Here is a 20,136-nt window from a genome sequence, read left to right on the forward strand (position 1 = left end):
TAGAATTCGTTACTTTATTGATTTAGGTTGAAGAGGCTCCAATAGTACATTGGTCGCCTATGTGGTTAACACAGATTCTTCGTTCCTCAGAATGATCCCGCCATTCGTCGGGACAGGCAGGGCAATGGACGACAGATTGCCTACAGGATTATTATTCAAAAATTTGATACGGCAGCCCATTGCTTATAATAACAGTATAGTATAAGCGATCAAAGGAATTTTATTTTTTACTTTTTAATTTTGACTTGCTACTCCTCCTTGTCAACCTTTTCATTCCAGCTACCAGTCAATTTTCCTTCACTTCACATTGCTCCTGATGAACGCTTCGGTTTTATTAAAGGCATCGGTCATAATTGGGTCTGGCCAGATATCATGTCCAAGGTTTGGGTAAATGAACAATTGATTGGTGACACCCAAGCTTTGTAATTTATCTCTCAGCGCTATTGATTGGGCGACAGGTACAATTTCGTCCTTGTCACCATGGAAAATAATAGTAGGCGGTGACTGGGCCGTTACAAAGTTCAAAGGGCTTGACTGCTGGTATAACAAAGGATTAGTGGTAGGGGTACCACTCATTAATGCTTCTATCAGAGACCGGTTAAAGGGAATGGTAGTGGAGTTGTACAGGTCAACCATATCTACTGGCCCAAAAAAGTCAACTACTGCACTGACCTTTGGCGTTGCATACTTATAAGCCTGCAAGGTGGCAAGGTGTGCACCTGAACTGGCACCCAGTAGCACTAATTTCTGGGATATAGCATAACCAGCTGAATGTTCCAAAAGGTATTTGATCGCAGTCTTCATGTCATTTTCCTGCGAAGGGAAATGATTAGAGGTATTAGTGGCCAGTTTGTAATTAATGTTGGCAATGGCGTATGAAGGAAGCCTTTGCTGCAGGATGGGTATAAAGCTGGCAAAATCGGTTTTATCCCCGGTAACCCAGGCACCTCCATGTATCATCACAATCAGTTTGGTGCTGTCAGGGCTCCGGCCTGCCGGCAAATAAATATCCATCTTTTGTGCGGCATCCGCACCATATGCCTGGTTGGTTAGGGTTTCAGCAGAGAGGCTCGGGGCACTACTTTCTATTTCCTTTTTACAGGAAACAAGCAAAGTGAATATGGCAATGACAATGGTATTCTTAATTCTATGCACAGTTCTATGAAAATATGAAAATCATTGACAGCATTTGTAAAGCAAGTGTTAGGATTGCAGTAAACATCAATTCTTAACTTATAAAATATTGAGGGTACAGGTAAGGGTTTAACTAAAAAGTATACCACGGAAAATGGCCCTTTGCCATAGCAATAACCCAGTCATCTGCAATGGCATTTTTTCGCTTACCCAGCACTGTATTCGCAATCACCTGTAATTGGTTGCGTGGGTATTGATGAAGAGGAAACCTTAACTTATTTCCGTTAGCAGCTTCAAAGTACCAGAATGATCTTATTGAGTTTCCATGTTGCCAGTAACGTATATAGGTTTTTGTCAGGTCTTTCCAGTTCAACTGTTCCTTATGGAACCAGCTCCTCCAGGTTATACCTTCATCATTTATGATCAGTTCTTTACGCGAACGAAGCAATAGAATATAAACAGACGATATAATCAATACGATACAAAAGATAGCTACAGTGGCATCCCTGTTCTGGGGACTATAAAACAGGAATAGTATAATGGCCATTAACAACGGCGTAAATGCGGGCCATTTGCGTGGATAAAAATGCATGTTTCCTTCTGGTGCCATTTTACGGTTTAGATGTTCTATATAATTTACAACAATTAACGGCTTAAGCTATCTTTTGTAATGATGTTAATCTCCTGTAAGTGCTTTCTTCTATTTGTATCAAATCGTAATGATTACCCCTTTCCACGATCTTTCCATCATGTAGTACAATAATCTCATCAGCTTCCTTAATAGTGCTTAGCCTGTGTGCAATAACAAGGGTGGTTCTTCCGGCCATCAATTTATTTAAAGCGTCCTGTACCTGTTTTTCAGATTCTGTATCCAGTGCAGATGTAGCTTCATCCAATATAAGAATGGAAGGGTCTTTGAATACTGCCCTGGCGATGCTTAAACGCTGGCGCTGACCCCCAGACAAGCGTATTCCTCTGTCCCCGATAATTGTCTGGTAACCATCTTCCGTATGCATGATGAATTCATGGGCATTGGCAATGGTAGCTGCCCTGATCACTTCTTCCATGCTGGCATCTGGTTTACCAAGTGCAATATTGTTAAAAACAGTGTCATTGAAAAGAATGATCTCCTGTGTAACAAAACTCATATGGCTGCGCAGTGATTCCATAGTATACTGCCGCACATCTTTACCATCTATAAGTACCTGCCCAGCCTTTACATCGTAAAACCTGGGAATGAGGTCGGCAATTGTTGATTTGCCAACTCCTGAAGGTCCTACCAGGGCTACTGTCTTTCCTTTCTGAATAGAGAAGCTGATGTTTTGCAGCACGGGTTGCTCGTTGTAGGAAAAATTTACTTCATCAAATTCAATTGACTCCTGGAAGGTGTCTAATGTTACTGCACCAGGGAGGTCATCCACCTCAATGGGAGTGTCTAATACTTCAATGATGCGTCTTCCGGCAGCTTCTCCTCTTTGGATATTGGCCAGTGCCACCACCATGGATTTGGCAGGCCTGATGACCTGGGAAAAGATGGCAATAAAAGCAATAAAGGCACTGGCTTGCAATCCTGTTCCTGTAGCCTGGTTCTTTAATACCAGGCTGCCGCCAAACACCAGGATGCAGGCCACTACAAACACACCGGATGCTTCAGAAAAGGCAGGTGCCAGCTCCCTTTTATTGAATCCCTGCAGGCTTGCCCTTCTGTAAAAATCATTCTCCTTGCTAAACCTGTCTACAACAAAATTTGTAGCATTAAAAGCACGTATGATGCGCATGCCCATTAAAGTCTCATCTATAATGGTCAGCAATCTTCCAATGGATGCCTGGGCATCTGTTGCTTCCTTCCTCAGTCTCCGGGTGACAGAAGCTATGGCTATGGCAGAGATGGGAATGATAATAAGCGTAAAAAGTGTCAGCTTAAAAGAGATGGTAAACAATGCGATAAAATACCCGATCATTACATAGGGCTCTTTGAACATTACTTCTATTGAGTTGCATGCTACAGCCTCAATTTCAAACACATCAGAATTCATACGGGAGAGGAGGTCGCCTTTATGTTCTTTGGTAAAATACCCCATATGAAGGTGGTTGACCTTATGAAATATAGCTTCTCGAATTCTCTTCACCAATAAGGTCCTTGTATTGACCAGGCACCGTTGTGCCAGGTAGCGAAAGATATTGGTAAGAATAACTGCCGCCACTATCAATGATGCAATAAGGTATAAGGCATAACGTGGGTTGATGGTTTTAAGCCGGTATACCTGGAAATAAAAAAAGTTCTTAAAGAACTCACCACTCAGTGAAAATGAAGGTGCATGTGCAAACTTCTGTGCATTGCCTGAAGTTTCATTATCAAATAAAAAATTAAGCAAGGGAATGATCAGGGCAAACTGGAAGATGCTAAAGAACACGGCTATAAGCGTAAATATAAAGAATGGGAAAATGAACTTCCTGTAAGGCTTGGCATAAGCGAGTAAACGGCGATAGACCTTCATGGGGCAGGGATTTTAAACAGAGTGATAAATATTAATGTACTCCCTGGCGGCCTTATTCCAGCAAAAGTCTCCACTACGTCTTTTTATTCTTTCTGACATGCACAGGCTTGTATATTGCTGCATGCCATCATGGAAAATTTTTTGCATGCCATCACCATCAAAATCCGGAAAATAAAAAGCAACATCTCTTCCGATTTCGGGTAAAGCTGTTCTATTGGAGAGAAATACGGGTTTGCCTACAGACATGGCCTCAGCTACAGGCAATCCAAATCCTTCCGCTAAAGAAGGAAACGTGAAGGCGTAACAGTTCTGAAAGTACCAGGATTTTTCGGGTTCTGATATTGGACCCAGTACCCTTACATTTTCTTCAATACCCATTTTGCGGGCTGAGAAATTAATATAATTAACATAGTCCGGGTCATCGGGTTTACCGGCTATTAATAATTCCATATCATTATTGCGCACCAGTAAGGGAAGCAACACATGGAAGTTCTTCTTGCGGTTGACAGTACCTATAGCGAACAGGAATTTTTTACGGGGCTGATAAGATGTTCTTAGTAACAGGGGTGATTCCAGGGTATTGGTTCCATTGTGTATAACAAATACGGGCTTGTTGTTCAGCTCACAATAGTTCACTACATCATTCCTGCAATACTCTGATATGCATACAATGGCTGCACTACGGTTAATGTTCTGCTGCAGCGATTGCAAATAAGATTTTTTTTTCTGCTCAGTTTTATCCTCTTCGTAAATGAAGTTTAGATCATGAATGGTTAGCACAACCCTGATATTTTTATTACGTATTGGAAGGTAGTGGCTTCCCTGGTAGGTACTATGCCAGATGCTGTAACCATTAAGAGATGGCATTAGGAATTTTTGCAGCGAATGCTGAGCTATATATTTTGCATCAACACCAAATATTCCAAGAAGTTGGGATGGGGTAAAGAAACTGATTTGTTCCTGGTAAGGATTACTGTGTTCCTTTAATTTCAATCCAAGGTGCAGGCAATAGCTGAACAATCCGGTGTTGGTGTATTTCATCCTTTCACAATCAAATACAATTTGCATCATGATGTAGAAGTTTTGGAATCAGGGACACTTGGAATGCTTCAAGAACAAAATTTATACCTGTAATTATTGCTGAGGTTACGGTTAAATATTATCGTTAGTAATTATTTTTTCATCAACGGTTGTTAATTAATTTTATTATACATTAACCTTCTTCATGTGGATGAATAAAATTATCCTGGATTGTGACTTGATGAAGTTTCCGAATACGGGCCTGTTTCATTATTGTCTGAACCTTGGTAATTATGTAAATGAACTGTTCTCAGCAGAAGGAGAAGAACTGATGCGATTTTATGTTCCACCTGAACAGGCACATTGTTTTTCAAATAGACAGTTGGTAATAAAGGAATTTAAACGCCATAGATTTATACGTCCATTTATGTTAGGTTGTAAACTATGGCATGCGCCATTTCAATCCGGGAGAATTTTTCCGTTCAATAACCCATCAGTAAAAGTTTTACTTACCATTCACGATCTGAATGCCATGCATGAAGATCTGCCTAAAGCAGAGCAGGAAAGGAGTGTGGCACATACACAAAAGTTAATCAATCAAAGTGATGCGATTGTATGTATATCTGATTTTTGTAAAACAGATGTATTGAAGTATTGCAATGTTAGTAATAAGCCAATATATGTTATCCATAATGGAACCCATGCCGTGGGACTTCCATCATTGGGAACTGCTTCCTATAAACCTTCACGGCCATTTCTATTTGCCATGGGTGATGTAAACCGGAAAAAGAATTTTCATACCCTCCTTCCAATGATGGCGGCCAATCATTTTGAACTCATCATTGCAGGGCGGCTTGCAGAAGGAGACTATATACAGCAAATAGAAACAGAGGCGGAGGTGTTAGGTATAAAAGACAGGATACATATCCTGGGGCCCGTGAAGGAAGGTGAGAAAGCCTGGTACCTTCAAAATTGTACAGCTTATGTTCATCCTTCTCTCGCTGAAGGATTTGGCGCACCCGTGGTTGAAGCCATGTCTTTTGGTAAGCCTTTGTTTTTATCTCATTTGACTTCTTTACCAGAAATAGGAGGTGACGTTGCTTTTTATTTTAAGAGTTTCGATCCGGAGCATATGACTGAAATATTGTACGATGGGCTTCAATATTTTCAAAGAAATGGATTGGCACAAAAGATAAGAGAGAGAAGTACACATTTCAATTGGAAGGAAAAAGCAAAACAATACAGGGATGTTTATCATTCCCTATTATAATTTGAAGTATGACTGATAAAACTTTGACAAGAATTGGTGAATTGGCTCAGCTTACAAGGCAGGAGATGGAAGCTATTTGCACAAAAGCGGTGAGGAGCTATTACCTGGGTGATCATCTGCAATTATGTAAGATACTGTCCAGGTATAAAATCTACCTTGATACCAGAGATATTGGTATTGCTCCCAATATGCTGATGGATGGTTATTGGGAATCATGGATCACTAAGTTTATTGCACAGCAGGTGAAGCCAGGCATGATCTGTATAGATGCCGGAGCCAATTTTGGTTATTATTCCCTGGTATTGGCAGAACTGGCTGGTAAAGAAGGAAAATGCATAGCAGTGGAACCCAATTCTTATTTATGCCGTCTTATGTCGCATACCAATAAAGTAAATGAATATCATTTTGAGATAGTGGCCAGGGCGCTGGCTGATACACCTGGTAAAGTAACATTATCCATACCGGCACTTTATTGGGGTGGCGGCACTATTAGATCTGAAAAGGTGGATGACGAAGTTATAACAGAGCAGGTTGAGATGATAACAATGGATTCTTTAGTTGACCAGTTTCATTTGCGGCAGGTGGATTTTATTAAAATGGATTGTGAAGGGGTAGAGCCATTGATCTTTAAGGGAATGGAAAAAATATTAAATCAAAATCCATCACTAAAGATGGTAATGGAATACAGTCCGTTTATGTATAAGGATGCAACTGCTTTCACTGATTTTCTTTTCCAAAGGTTCCAGGTAGGAGAGATCAAAGGTGATTCAACAGTGTTAACTTTTACTGAATCGGACAAAGCGTACTTATTAAATTTAAAGGACCATGTAGACTTGTTTCTTACCAGGAAAACTAATGAATGATAATTAATGGGAGCATTAAACAGATTTGATCTTTGCCGGATCATTAAGGAATATAAGATCCCTTATTTCTTTGAAACCGGTACTTTTTGGGGGGATGGTGTGGCCTATGCCTTACAGTCACCTTTCAAAAGATTATTTTCTGTTGAACTGGTACCAGAGATTGCCAGTAAGGCAGCAAGCCGTTTTATTGATAATAAAGAGGTTTGTATACTGGAGGGTGACAGCGTTTCCGTACTTGGACAGGAATTGCCGTATGTAAAAGGGAATTGTTTATTCTGGCTCGATGCACATTTCCCCGGTGCAGATGCTGGCCTGGCAGCGTATAATGCCGGTGCAGATGAAGATCTGAGGTTGCCACTTGAGAAAGAGTTGGAAGTCATCAGCAGGCTTCGTTCAAATTATAAGGATGTGCTTATTTTAGATGATCTGAGGATCTATGAAGATGGGCCTTTTGTAAATGGTAATGTGCCTGCAGATGCATTGCCTGGTGAGAACAGGACCATAGATTTTATATACAGGTATTTCGGAGAGACTCACCAGGTGATGAAGTGCTACCTGGATGAAGGTTATATTTTATTATTTCCCAGGGTCGGTTATAAAAGAAATCATTTTAAATGGAGCAACCTTTTTAAAAAGGTTGCTCCTGAAGAAGATCATTATTTAATCAACGAACCTGTTTAGGCTTTCTTTTCAAGATCAAGCTGGATCTGTAATTCCTGTAGTTGCTTATCATCAATGGTGGCGGGAGCATCCAGCATAACATCCCTGCCGCTGTTGTTTTTTGGAAAAGCAATAAAGTCACGTATGCTTTCACTGCCACCCAAAATAGCACAGAGCCGGTCAAATCCAAAGGCGATACCACCATGAGGAGGTGCTCCATATTCAAAAGCTCCTAATAAAAATCCAAACTTGTGCAGGGCTTCTTCTTTTGACATACCGAGCGCCGAGAACATTTTTTCCTGGAGTTCTCTTTGAAAGATCCTAATAGAACCACCACCAATCTCATTTCCATTTAATACCATATCGTAGGCATTGGCTTTGATATTGGAATAAGGATGCTTCAGGTATTCAGCTGCATTCTCAATGACAGGGTCATTATTGATCATTACCTCAATATGCGATGGTTTAGGAGAAGTAAATGGATGATGACGGGCTACCCATCGGTTATCCTCTTCAGCATATTCAAACAATGGAAAGTCTAATACCCATAATAGCCTGTATTCGTTCTTCTTTCTCAGGCCAAGCCGTTCTCCCAATTCCAGTCTCAGGTCACTGATGGCTTTACGGGTCCTTTCTTCGGGCCCGGCCAGTATTAATATAAGGTCGCCAGGTTTTGCATTGGCAAATGCTGCAATGGCTTTTAATTTGTCTTCAGAGAAAAACTTATCAACGCTGCTTTTAAATGTGCCATCTGCATTGCATTTGATATTGACCATGCCTTGCATTCCGACCTGGGGGCGTTTTACCCAATCAGTGAGTTCATCTATCTGCTTGCGTGTGTATTCCGATGCTCCCGGAACAGCAATGGCCAGTACCGTTTCAGCATTATCAAATACACCAAATCCTGCTCCGTTGATTAATTCCCCTGTAGCTACTATGGAACCAGCTTTATTGAATGCTGATTTAAGGTTAGCCACCTTCATGTCAAACCGGATATCCGGCTTATCATTACCATAATTCCACATGGCATCTTCCCATGTCATGCGTTCTACTGCCTCTGTATAGTCAATATTTTTTACTGCCTTGAAAATGTACTTAATAAGGCCTTCAAACATATTGAGGATATCCTCCTGTTCCACAAATGCCATTTCACAATCTATCTGTGTGAATTCAGGCTGCCTGTCAGCACGCAGGTCCTCATCCCTGAAGCATTTTACTATCTGGTAATAACGGTCATAACCGCTTACCATTAAAAGTTGTTTAAAGGTTTGAGGAGATTGGGGTAAGGCATAGAACTGCCCGGGGTTCATCCTGGAGGGTACTACAAAATCCCTGGCTCCTTCAGGTGTGCTTTTGATCAGGAAGGGCGTTTCAATATCCATAAAGCCCTGTTGGTGCAGGTAATCTCTTGTTGCCCTGTTCACAGCATAGCGTAGTTCCAAATTCTTTTTTACTGCATTCCTGCGGAGGTCAAGAAAGCGGTATTTCATTCTGAGGTCATCACCACCATCAGTATCATCCTGTATGGTGAAGGGGGGCACGGCTGACTTATTTAATATTTTAAAGGATTCTACATTGATCTCAATATCTCCTGTAGGTATGTTCTTGTTCTTGTTAGACCGCTCACTGACAATGCCTGTAACCTGCAGCACAAATTCACGACCCAGGGGATTTTCGTCAAGCATGGCATTTAACTCTTCTCCAAAAAGCAATTGAGTGATGCCATAACGGTCCCTGAGGTCAACAAAAGTGATGGAACCGAATTTGCGAACTGTCTGCACCCAGCCGGCAAGCGTAACCTGGCTGTTGACATTCTGTAATCTTAATTCTCCGCAAGTATGTGAACGAAACATATATAACCCCTATTAATTCTTTGATTAAAAGTGGCAAAGATAAGCCGTAAACGTTTTTTGCAGGGGTGAATTGAACCCGGATATGCCAATGGCCTGGCCGTATAAGATACATGTATAGAATAGGATAAGGCTAATTATTGAAGTTCTATACCTATCTTTTTCATCAGGATAGAAGCATTGAGGCTGGTGCAAACGCCTTCTTTTAGCTTATAATCAAAATACAGTTCTTCGCCTTCCACCTGTACATCAAAATGATAATTTTCAATTGAAGTCCCGAACTGCTTTTCCATTTTGGCCAGTTCCAGGTCATGTGTAGCTATCACAGCCACTGCGTTTTGCTTCACCAGTTGGGCAATTAGGGCCTGGGATCCTTTATGGCGGTCCATGGAGTTGGTACCCCGTAATATTTCGTCTAATAGTATAAAAACCGGTTCATGCCTGTTCACAGCCTCAATGATTGTTTTTAATTTTTTCAGTTCGGCATAAAAAGTAGAGGTGTTTTCTGCCAGGTTATCCGCAATACGCATGCTACTCATCAGGCAAACAGGAGAAAGCGTGAGGCTGTCGGCGCAAACCGGTGCCCCTGCCTGGGCTAAGACCACATTCACTCCTATACTTCGCAGGAAGGTGCTCTTGCCTGCCATATTGGAGCCGGTAATCAAACCGATAACCCCGGTGCCCTTTATGTCGAAATCATTAGTAACCCTGGACCTGGCCGGGATAAGGGGGTGTCCAATCTTTTTTCCATCAAATACCAGGTGTTGATTAGTAAACGAAGGGAATGCCCAATCTTTATGGTTAAAGTGTAGTGTAGCCAAAGTATGTAATACTTCCATGGCGGCTACCATGTTAAACCAATGATTTAAATGCTGCCTGTTCCTGCTGCGCCATTCATTGAGTGCTATCATTTGCCGGACATCCCACAACAGGAAAGCATTGAAGAACAATCTTCCTACAATACTTACCCGCAGGTCGAAACGATCCAGTATCTTTTTAAGCTCTTTAATATTACCTGCAGCTTTTGCTTCACCAGTTCCCGCCTGTTGTTTATACTGGTTTACCAGTGAAGATTGGAATGGTTTATCCTCAATCCATTTTACCAGTAAGTGAAGTGTTGCAATTTCCTCTACTATCCCGGAAAGCTGTATATAGGGTTCGGCTGTGTTACGGCTTAGAATGATGGAAATAGTAAAGTATAAAAGGTAAAGAGAAGTAAAAAAAGGTACAGGTATGTAACCAAAAATAGTGGCAACCAGTGATCCAAGTGTGATGAAAGAATAAATGATATAAAAAGGTTTCCAGGCAGAACTTTTATAGTGGATATCGCCTTCCTTTAACCAGGCGGCTGCCTTTTCCTGTGTTTTAATGGTTACAGCAGTTTGAACAGCATAAGATTGCAATTGCTGCCTCCATTCTATTTCGTGTGTTACTTCTTTGATAGCTTCCTGCCGTTGCATGATAATGGAAACTGGTAAGGGATGTAGCAGGTTTTCAGCCAATAGCATACGGCCTTGCTCTGTATGACAGCGGTTCAGCCATTGGAATAAAGAAGCATGTCCAAACAAATCAAGGTCATTGGCATAATCATGCTGTTCGGGAGCGAAGCTGTTTCCATTTTCCCTTTGCATATAATTATCTTCCAGTACCTGCAGCTCCTCTTCATTGATCTTAATTAATGTTTTGCAGTTAATGATCTGGTTATTATTGGTTGTGTCTAATGAAATCAGGTATAGCAGGAGACCAAAACCAATTACAATGGGAATAAGACCGATAAGGCCAGCTGAAACAAATAATTTATATGCAATGAAAGCAGTTAATAAGAAAACAAACAACCTGCCCCAGCCCAGCCGGTTACGCTTTTGTAATAATTCTTTGAGATGTGCCTGGTGTTTATAGATTAACTTTTTATATGTTGTACCCGGCGATTGCTCTTGCATAAAGATGAAGATAAGACAGAAAATGAGAGTGCTACTGGTGGATAAATACACTATAAAGTTGCAACCTGCGCTTCCCTTTCTTCTGCTGGCTTTTGAAGCAGGTAATAATTCGCTAAGATGCCAATGCCAATAACAAATGGTATCAATGCCAGGTGCTTTCCTTCAAACTGTCCCCAGACCCTCATTGTATCAAAATGGAGGAATTCAGAGATCATCCAGTAAGCATTGGCTGTGATCCAGAAAACAATGGCCAGGTTATGGGCCAGTTCAGATCGTATGTCTCTTGTGCGCCAGGCAATGATAATTGCTATCAGCAGGGTAGGAATGATCATGGCAATGCCTAATGGTTTCCATATCATGCACCAGCTCACATCTTTTAAAAGCCAGAATATGATATGCATATTTTCCATCTTGCGAAAGCGTGCCGGTATCACATACATAGACTCATGCGACTCATTCATAGTATCAATAAAATGTGGTCAAATTTATTGCCTGGGAGCCTTACTGCATACATCTATTTTTAACTGCTGCCTTTACCGGTTTCTCTTGACAATATCCGGGTGAACCGGTGCACATTGGCCTCATCTGCAATGGGTAGATCATATACCAAATGTTGTATCAACTGGTGGGCAAAGAATGGAGCAAGCGATGTCCCTTTGGTGCCCATGCCATTTAATATGCCAATAACCGGGAAGTGCGGGTGAAAGCCTACAAATGGGCGGCGCTCTACTGTGGCAGGACGGATGGCAGCCTTATGGTCAACAATTTTAAAAGGCACCTTTATCCAGTTTTGCAACAGGTTGCTGGTTTGTTTGTAGAAATGTTCTGAAGGTTTATCATCAGCAAACTCCCACTGGTAGTTAGATCCTACCCAAAAAAGACCTGGAGTTGGTAAGGGAACAAGCATAACCCCTCTTTTAAATATATGCCCATTGTATAACTCTTCTGCTTCAATGATCATGGCTTCTCCTTTGTTGGGTGCAAATGGCAATAAACGGAACCAGGAATTGGTAGCAGCATCCACCCCGTCACAGAATATCACCTTCCCCGCAGTAATATCATGATAACTGGCATGATCATCACTAATTTGAAGATCGTCAAGTAAAAATTCTTCTTCCTTTATCGCATTCCACTCATTTAATTTCTGTTTCCATAATTCCAGTAATAAAGGCAAATGGATGCTATAGGATGGCCTGATCTCACCACAGCCAAAATCATAATTAAAGTATTGATTGAACTGGTTCTGATTTGGATAGGAATGCAGGTAAGTATCATTTTCAGCAATGCGGTCAACAAAGGCATTCAGCATTTGAGGGGAAGGGAAGAAGTCAATAATACTCTTTTCATAAACGAAGCTGGCTTGTAAATAAGATTCCAGGGAGCGATAGGTATCAATGGCAAAAGGCATCACTTCATCAATCATCCAGGTGGTCACATAACGTCTGCCAGTTATGGGGTTAATGATGCCGGCAGCTACTTTGGAAGATGAATCAACTTTGTTATTATCAATAACCAGGAATGTTTTTCCTTCCTTATGAAGAAACCAGGATAACAGGGTGCCAGAAATTCCCTGTCCTATGATAAGGCAATCCACATGCATAGGTCAAAGTTAGTGCTGCGTAAACATTGATCACTGTTTATGTGCAGCAAGGACAAAGGATACTTAAAAAAAGAAGCCCCCAACATTTGTTAAGGGCTTTCTTTTAGTTTTCCAGTTGTTTATTATTTTCCTGTATTCACCGCATTGGAAACTGTGATCTTGACACCTTCGCTATGTGCACTAAATTCGGGGGCGTACATACATTGGATGGTAGTAATCCCATTGCTGAAACTGCCCGCATGCGTCACGAATAAAGGATATTCAAATACATATGTTCCCTTGCGCAGGTAATTAAAGAAGAAGTTAGTACTGGCATCTTTGGTAGATTGATAATAACCAAGTCCTCCCTGCCATTGATACCCGCTTAAAACATTCACCGGTTCAAGTGCAGAAGCACGCATATCCTTCATATGAACGTACTCCATATCCCTGTCCACTCTTAATTCGATGCGGACCTTGATTTTATCACCTACTATTAAATCAGTTCCTTCCTGGACCGGTGTCAGTACGGGTCCTCGGTCACTATTCTTTTCAATGAATAATTTCTTAGTCAACTGTAGTGGTGTAGCAGCTGCTGTTACCTTGTCCATATCTTCAAAATACTGCCAGTATACAGCGCCCCATGAAGGGGCTTTGCCAGGCTGGTTGTTTGATGGGGAAGCATTTTGAACTGCCAGGGTTATATTGCCCATGGCTGGTTGTATGTTTGCCGGATCAATGGTCTTTTTAAAATACCCGGTACCTGCTTCTGCTTTTTCATTCTTGTTGGAAATACTGGTAGCACCCATTTTGAATTCTACTGAAGGTTGATCTTTCAGCCAGTCATTCCCCTGTAGTAATAGCGCATAACAAGCTTCGGCTGTAGCCTTTGTAGTGCCCCAGTTATTGGTTTGTTTATTTTTTAATAGCCAGGTCTTCATATCATCTACATTCTCTTTATCCGTACTTATCTCCTGGAAGGCCTCTATCAATAATGATTGGGTTTCAATAGGTGCATACCACCAGAACCAGCTATAGCCAAAATGATTATCCTTCCAGTACATTCCCTGTTCTTCATTTATTATCGCCCGCTCTTTTATTGATTTTAAGATGGCCGCGGGCGTTTGTTTATCTCCCATTCTATGCAGCGCCAATGCGATCATTCCCTGCAGGTACAGGGGTTGTTGTATCCAGAATTGTTTCGCCTGTTTTTGATAATAGGAATAAGCAGCCTCGGTGGCCTGGTCTATAAGTTTGTTTGTAAAGAAGCTGCGCATATACAGGTACTGTATCTCGTAGTAACCAACCTGCTGTTTGTTAAGGTCTGCTTTGCTCTTCACCAACTTATTATATTGATCTGTGATTTGCTTATCCAAATAGGGTATAGCAGTAGCGATGATAGGTTGTAATTCACCAGTTTCTCCTCCCAGTTTCAATAAATGTCCTATCCCTGAAATGATATACTGGGTAATGTACCTGTCATCCGGCCCGCCGGTAAACCATACAAATCCACCATTGGGACTCTGCATTTGCCTGAGCTTGTCCAGGTGCTTCCTGAGTTGCTGTTGCATTTGCACCATGTCAAAAAGCAGGGCAATGTTTTTCTTTTGCTGCGATTCTGAACGTGCCTGAAGCACCCATGGTGTTTCTTCGAGCAAGGCAGATTTCAGTTCCTGGTTCTTCTCCAGGTTAGAAAGCAATGCAGCTGTATCAGCTGTTTTCCATCTTTGGAATATTTCTTTAAGGCGCGGCGTTGTTGTCACGATCTTTTGAGCAAGGGCATTGGCAAAATACCTGTTCCAGGTTTGTTCAGCACATTCATAGGGATAATCTTCCAGGTAGGGAAGGGCCTGCACTGCATACCAGGTAGGATTGGAAGTATATTCTACTGTTAGAGAATGTTGCTGTAATGTTTCGCTTTCACCTGAATGTAATAGCTTGTTGAACTGGAAGTTTTTGGTACCGGTGCCACGCATGGCCAGTGGAAGCGTTTCTGTTACAAGCACTTTATTCGAAAGCACTGGCAATATATTTTCTTCCCCGTCAGATAAATTGCCCGCACGTGCTGTTATCCTCCACACCAATGCATTGCTGAATTGAAACGGCACCTGGATAGGAAAGCTAACTGCTTCACTTTGTCCGGCGGCTACCGTAAAGAATTGGTTGGGAAAGGTATTCATGAACCATCCATCTACTGATTGATTGGTAGTAGCATCTATCAATTCCAGTTGCACCTGGCCTGTCAATTCTTTATCAGATAGATTCACGAGCTTGGTTGAGAACTCCATGTGGTCTCCCTGGCGCAGGAAACGGGGCGCGTTAGGTTGTACCATTAGCTCTTTTTGCGTTACCAGTTCTTTCTGTGATAATCCAAATGCCAGTTCTTTTGTATGCGCCAGCGTTTGAAGCTTCCACCGGGTGACAGCTTCAGGCATGGTAAAGGAAAATTCAATAGCGCCATCCTTATCTGTTCTCAGGTCAGGAAAAAAGAAAGCTGTTTCATTAAAATTGCGCCGGGGCTGGATGGTATTGTCAACTGCTGTAACGGTTGGAGGTTTTAACCCTATGCCTGTCACCACTACTTCATCAAGGTGAGCGGAATCCATCATAACATTCTGCTGAACCTCAAGCCCGGCAACTTTGCCTTCGAGTGCACCAGATACTTTTTCTCTTGCTGCCATTGGAAGGGAACTTGCCCCTCTTATGAAGACATGAACATTACCATAAAGGTCAAAGTCAAGCCGGTCATAGGTTTTATTGAATGACCTGTATTCGCGGCTCTCCTGCCATCTTTCTTCCGATTCAATGTCTTTAAAATTCGGGCTGCCATTCCATGCATATAAATTAGCATAAACAGGCCAAATGCCAGGTAGGCTCCACTGATGTGGTTTGAACTGATCAAGGGATGCGTCATACATACTGGCGAGCATTTCTGCAGCCACCGTTTCTTTTTTATAGCCTGTGATCTTTACTTTCCATTTTTCTTCACTTCCGGGGAGTGTCTTATCCCGGAAGGTGGCATACTCCACCTGCAATGCTTTATTCGACCATGGAACGTTGATGATGTCATTAAACTGGTAAAACCTGTTATCCTTTACAAAGAAGTAGGACACCCCATAGCCACCCCTGTCCGATTCAGAAACATTATACTTCCAGGTCTTTTTCTCCTGGTTCAATGAACTATAATCTATAGAAACATCCTGTTTTTTATCATCACGTCCGGGCTTTCGCACTTCATTGATAACAAATACATCACTGGCAGCAGAGCCCACCTGCACAGTGGTAGATTCACCCGGCTCAACCGGATGATCGCTGCCCTTTGCCCATAAATAAACCGGTTTATTGAATTCCTTGCTCTTTGAATCAAAGAGTTCAACGTATTGCACTACTTTGATCTCTTCGCCATTTTTGTCTTTTGCCGTAAAACTGAGTTCATAATAGCCAGGCGTAAAAGGATGGTACAGCGGCAATTCGCCGTTTTTACGGGTACTGTCTGTTATGCTAAATACCAGGCTTTCTTTTGCCCATGTTTTATAGTTTGTTTCATTCCTGTATTCATCATGGGGGAAATTTTGGATGTAGTTTTCCCTGCTCATAACAAACTGGTCTGGTTCGCGCCAAAAGCGGTTCCGTATCAAACGCTTTTCAGGAACCAGTTTAGAGATACTGATAGTGATTGGAGTGGATTGAAATTCTCCATTCATATTTTCTGTTCTGATACTTATCTTCTTAAATGAATCAACCTCTATGGTGGGCTGCATATCCAATTTGATCAATAGAGATTTGTAGCCTGCACTGACATGCTCTTCACCAGTTCTTGTTTCTCCATTGATATCAGCAACATCAGCATATACCTTATAATCAAATACAGGTTCTGCTTTCGGGTCCATCTTCCTGTCAGGGATGGCGGTAAATGAAATCTTGAAATTGCCATCCTTATCGGTTGTGGTTTCACCATGTGCAATTTCCATGGGAGGAGTGGGAGGGAACCATATCTTGTAGGACATCCAGGGATAGAGAAAACGGGCCTGGCGTACAACCCTGTAATTTACTTTGGCTCCATCTATGGTATTGCCGGCATATGCTTTGGCAAATCCTGTTAGATTTATGGTATCTCCAACCTTGTACGTGCTTTTTATCTTTTCAAAATCCACATAAAAGCGCGGCCTTTTATACTCTTCTACAGAAAAGTAATATTCATTATCATTTTCATCTTCATAGATCCTGAACTGGCCATTTAATGAATTGATGGGTAACTGGAACTTGCCTGAGAAAGACCCATATTCATTGGTGCTTACTTCAAGGGAATCTATATTATCGCTGTTGGCATCTTCCAGGAAAATATTGGTTTTGTATTTCTGTGCTACACTGTTGCCTGCTTTGTTTTTTGTAACTGTGATACCCTTGAAATATACTGTTTGTCCCGGACGGTATATGGAACGGTCAGTAAAGAAAAACACCTTTATTTCTTCATCATCCCTATCTTCTGTTTCATCATTATAACTGTAATAATTATACACCTGGTCATTGAGGGCCAAATGATCTTCCTGGTAAGAGATATCCAGGAAGTAGGATTCGTTTTTCCTGTCTTTAGGCCTGGGGATCTCGAAGTCACCATTCTTTCCAGTTTCATAATTACCAATAATTGTTTTGGAATAAGAGCTGGTCTTATAATCATATTCCTGCCTGAAGACCTGGACCCTGGCTTTTGGTAGAGGCTTTCCAGTTTCCCTGTGCAGCACATAATACTGATTGTCGTGGTTGATATAGCTGATATTGGAAACATTGAATAGAAGAGAACCCAAAAGGTTGTTTTTCTTGTTGAACTGTTCATCAGGCGATGCAAGTAAAATATATTCTCCCACTGGCAAGCCATCAATTTTTACTTCCACATAATGCTTTTGCAAGTCATGTGTCGCTGGCAGATCCTGCGTCCATGAACGGATGGTTGCTGCATTCAGTATGGCATTCCAATAAACATTTTGATCACCTCTCTGTTCAAGAAGTTTCCTGAGGTTTTCAGTTGATCTTATAATGCGGAAATGCAGGCCAGTGATATTTTTATACTCTACCAGTGAACGAAATGGTTGAGAAGGTAGGTTTACCTTTTCCACTTTAAAAGAAAATGAAGGCTGCTGGATCTCCTGCAGTAGGTTATAACTGTTGGTCCATCCTTCGTTCTTTATGGAACTATCATTCACCACCCGTTCCAATATCTCCTTGGCTTTCACCAGGTCATACCTATGAGTGCTATCTTTTAAAGGATCATATTGAGTAGCCTGGTCGTGGTAATAAGATGCCAATAGATAGCTTGCCTGTGAGGCAATATTCTTTTTACCTGCTTTGTTTACCAGGGTTTCAAGTGCTGCGATATACAATGAGTCCTTTGCTTCGTGAACAGAGTGCTCATGTACGAAACCAATGCGTTCAATATCTACATCCATTAAGGCACTGGGATCCTTATCTTTTAAATGAAAGGCAATCAGATCCTGGTATATAAGAAGGGCTTTATGTTCCAGTGACATGGAGTCCCTGGTGGGAAACTGGTATTGTACAAATGCTGCTGCCGGAGCAAAGGCCTCAACCTGGCTGATCTCAAATGCGTAGGCAGGTTTTTTAATATCTCTTTCGTTATTTGTGAAATACTCCAGTGCCCTGTGTGCAAGCAGGTCATAAAGGGTTGGGCGTAATGCGCGGCTATTCCCTTTTATGATGATGGCGTTATAAGGTTCCAGCCTGGTTTTTTTCAGTAGCCCCTCTTTTTTTATGGAAGCTAAATAGAGTTCAGAGATCTTATGATGCAGATCATCAATTGTCCATGTGGCAATGTCGTCTTTTTTAAAATCAACCGTGTTGGTGCGGCCATATAATTGCCAGCGCTGATTTTGAAAATATTGCCAGTAAAGTCCGGCCAGTAAACTGTTCAGCAGCGATACAGCAGGCTCTTGTTGTACCCTGATTTCTTTTTCTATATCCCTGATGGATAGCAACAGGTTGTTTTCCCTGTTTTGCTGTTGCAGCCGGATCATATATACCAGGGATTTGATCACCTGTGCTTCCTGCTTATCTTTTTTGGCCTGTGTATATATCTTTTTAACCTCTGTTAATGCGGATTGGGGTAAGTTTTTCTTTTGCACCAGTTCATCCACTTTTGTCCATGCGACATCATAATTTTTCATTTGGGCAAATGAATTTAAGGAGGTGAAAAAAGTAAATATTGAAAATAAAAGGTAGTACGTAACTGGTTTCATATTGCTATAATTCATTTTGAAAATCATAAGTAGGATGCGCTAACATACAGAATTACATAAACAACATGGATTTCAGGTTATTAATAGCCCTTTTGCTGTGCTTTAACTTTTGTTTACCTAAGAAGATATAAACAATTTGAAAGCGCAGCAATCTGATATACCGGAGGAAACTTAAAATGAAAAACTTCTTTACTTTAATTATGGCGGGGTTGATGAGTGTTTCGGCCTTTGCCAGCGACATTACCGTGACATTTACAGGTAATAAAACTTACCAGGTTTTAATTGATGGTCGCTCTATAAATGACAATGGTTATGACAACAGCACTATTTATTTGAATAACCTTCGTTCGGGCCAGCACTACATACAGGTGTACAAGGCAAATGGTAACCGGCAACGAGAAAATAAGGTAGTTTATGCGAGTGATTTTACAGTGCGCCCTCAATACGACCTTTTTATTACCATAGATAAAAAGGGCAGGGTTAGTATGGATGAAAGGGCTGGTGCTTATAATTCAGGAAATGGTTATGACCGGTGGAATAATGGTAACACCCAGGGTAGACGGAATAACAGGGACCATGCTGATAATCGTTATGACAATAACAGGAATAACCGCTATGGTAGGCATGGCGATGATGATGATGACAGGGATGACCGTAATGGTAATTACAACAAGGGCGGTTATGGTAATGACAGAAACAATAATGGCGGTTATAGCCAGGATAATGGAGGGTATGGTAAAGGAGGATATGGCAATGGTTACAACCAGGCTGTGAGCACAGGTGAATTTCAGCAATTGGTTGCCAGTGTCAAGTCTGAATGGTTTACCAGTGGAAAATTGAATACTGCAAAACAGGGCATCAGCAATTACTACTTTAGTACTTCTCAGGTAGGTCAGCTCATGCAATTGTTTAGCTCAGATAATGATAAACTGGAATTAGCTAAACTGGCTTACAGTAAAACTGTTGATCCAGCTAATTATACCAGCCTATACAACCTCTTCTCCTATCAAAGCAGCAGGGATGATTTGAATGCTTTTATTCGGGGACAACGTTACTAAACGAAACATGCAC

At 41.4% G+C, this 20,136-nt stretch carries 13 protein-coding genes; 4 read left to right on the forward strand and 9 right to left on the reverse strand.

All coding sequences use genetic code 11. The annotated features are described in order from the left end of the window. Window positions 1–297 precede the first annotated feature (297 nt). The 4 genes from BUA53_RS15110 to BUA53_RS15125 all read right to left on the reverse strand — a co-directional run bounded on the left by BUA53_RS15110 (window position 298) and on the right by BUA53_RS15125 (window position 4,703). Window positions 298–1,155 (reverse strand): alpha/beta hydrolase, encoded by an 858-nt coding sequence (locus BUA53_RS15110; protein WP_072836234.1) that lies wholly within the window; start codon window positions 1,153–1,155, stop codon window positions 298–300. A 112-nt stretch (window positions 1,156–1,267) separates the two neighbouring features. Next, window positions 1,268–1,744: a DUF6585 family protein gene (locus tag BUA53_RS15115; protein ID WP_072836235.1), complete on the reverse strand. Its 477-nt coding sequence runs from the start codon at window positions 1,742–1,744 to the stop codon at window positions 1,268–1,270. A 43-nt stretch (window positions 1,745–1,787) separates the two neighbouring features. Then, entirely contained in the window at window positions 1,788–3,632 is a 1,845-nt protein-coding gene (locus BUA53_RS15120; RefSeq protein WP_072836236.1) for an ABC transporter ATP-binding protein, read from the reverse strand. A gap of 12 nt (window positions 3,633–3,644) precedes the next feature. Further along, complete coding sequence (locus BUA53_RS15125) at window positions 3,645–4,703, reverse strand: glycosyltransferase family 4 protein (protein WP_072836237.1); 1,059 nt, start codon at window positions 4,701–4,703, stop codon at window positions 3,645–3,647. 154 nt (window positions 4,704–4,857) lie between these two features. On the opposite strand from BUA53_RS15125, the gene BUA53_RS15130 reads away from it, so the two are divergent. The 3 genes from BUA53_RS15130 to BUA53_RS15140 are packed head-to-tail and all read left to right on the forward strand — an operon-like array spanning window position 4,858 to window position 7,466. Further along, window positions 4,858–5,922, forward strand: coding sequence for a glycosyltransferase family 4 protein (locus BUA53_RS15130; protein WP_072836238.1), 1,065 nt, complete (start codon window positions 4,858–4,860; stop codon window positions 5,920–5,922). A gap of 8 nt (window positions 5,923–5,930) precedes the next feature. Continuing rightward, window positions 5,931–6,785 (forward strand): FkbM family methyltransferase, encoded by an 855-nt coding sequence (locus BUA53_RS15135; RefSeq protein ID WP_072836239.1) that lies wholly within the window; start codon window positions 5,931–5,933, stop codon window positions 6,783–6,785. Window positions 6,786–6,791: 6 nt separating this feature from the next. Continuing rightward, entirely contained in the window at window positions 6,792–7,466 is a 675-nt protein-coding gene (locus BUA53_RS15140; protein WP_072836240.1) for a hypothetical protein, read from the forward strand. On the opposite strand, the gene aspS is transcribed toward BUA53_RS15140, so the two are convergent. From aspS to BUA53_RS15165, 5 genes are all read right to left on the reverse strand, one after another. Continuing rightward, entirely contained in the window at window positions 7,463–9,298 is a 1,836-nt protein-coding gene (gene aspS, locus BUA53_RS15145) for an aspartate--tRNA ligase (RefSeq protein WP_072836241.1), read from the reverse strand. The two genes, BUA53_RS15140 and aspS, sit on opposite strands and share 4 nt — an antisense overlap. A 134-nt stretch (window positions 9,299–9,432) precedes the next feature. Next, window positions 9,433–11,235 (reverse strand): MutS family DNA mismatch repair protein, encoded by a 1,803-nt coding sequence (locus BUA53_RS15150; protein ID WP_072836242.1) that lies wholly within the window; start codon window positions 11,233–11,235, stop codon window positions 9,433–9,435. Window positions 11,236–11,285: 50 nt separating this feature from the next. Continuing rightward, a complete protein-coding gene (locus tag BUA53_RS15155) occupies window positions 11,286–11,696 on the reverse strand; it encodes a hypothetical protein (protein ID WP_245793167.1) in 411 nt (136 codons plus the stop codon). Between the two features lie 59 nt (window positions 11,697–11,755). After that, the gene (locus BUA53_RS15160; RefSeq protein WP_072836243.1) at window positions 11,756–12,835 is read right to left on the reverse strand and encodes an NAD(P)/FAD-dependent oxidoreductase; all 1,080 of its coding nucleotides are present in this window, start codon (window positions 12,833–12,835) and stop codon (window positions 11,756–11,758) included. Between the two features lie 122 nt (window positions 12,836–12,957). Continuing rightward, window positions 12,958–18,993, reverse strand: coding sequence for an alpha-2-macroglobulin family protein (locus tag BUA53_RS15165; protein WP_245793168.1), 6,036 nt, complete (start codon window positions 18,991–18,993; stop codon window positions 12,958–12,960). A 248-nt stretch (window positions 18,994–19,241) separates the two neighbouring features. On the opposite strand from BUA53_RS15165, the gene BUA53_RS15175 reads away from it, so the two are divergent. Further along, entirely contained in the window at window positions 19,242–20,123 is an 882-nt protein-coding gene (locus tag BUA53_RS15175) for a proline and serine-rich protein 1 family protein (protein ID WP_084080126.1), read from the forward strand. Window positions 20,124–20,136: the final 13 nt, after the last annotated feature.

This window comes from Flavisolibacter ginsengisoli DSM 18119 (genome assembly GCF_900129295.1).
GTDB classification, from domain to species: Bacteria; Bacteroidota; Bacteroidia; order Chitinophagales; family Chitinophagaceae; genus Flavisolibacter; species Flavisolibacter ginsengisoli.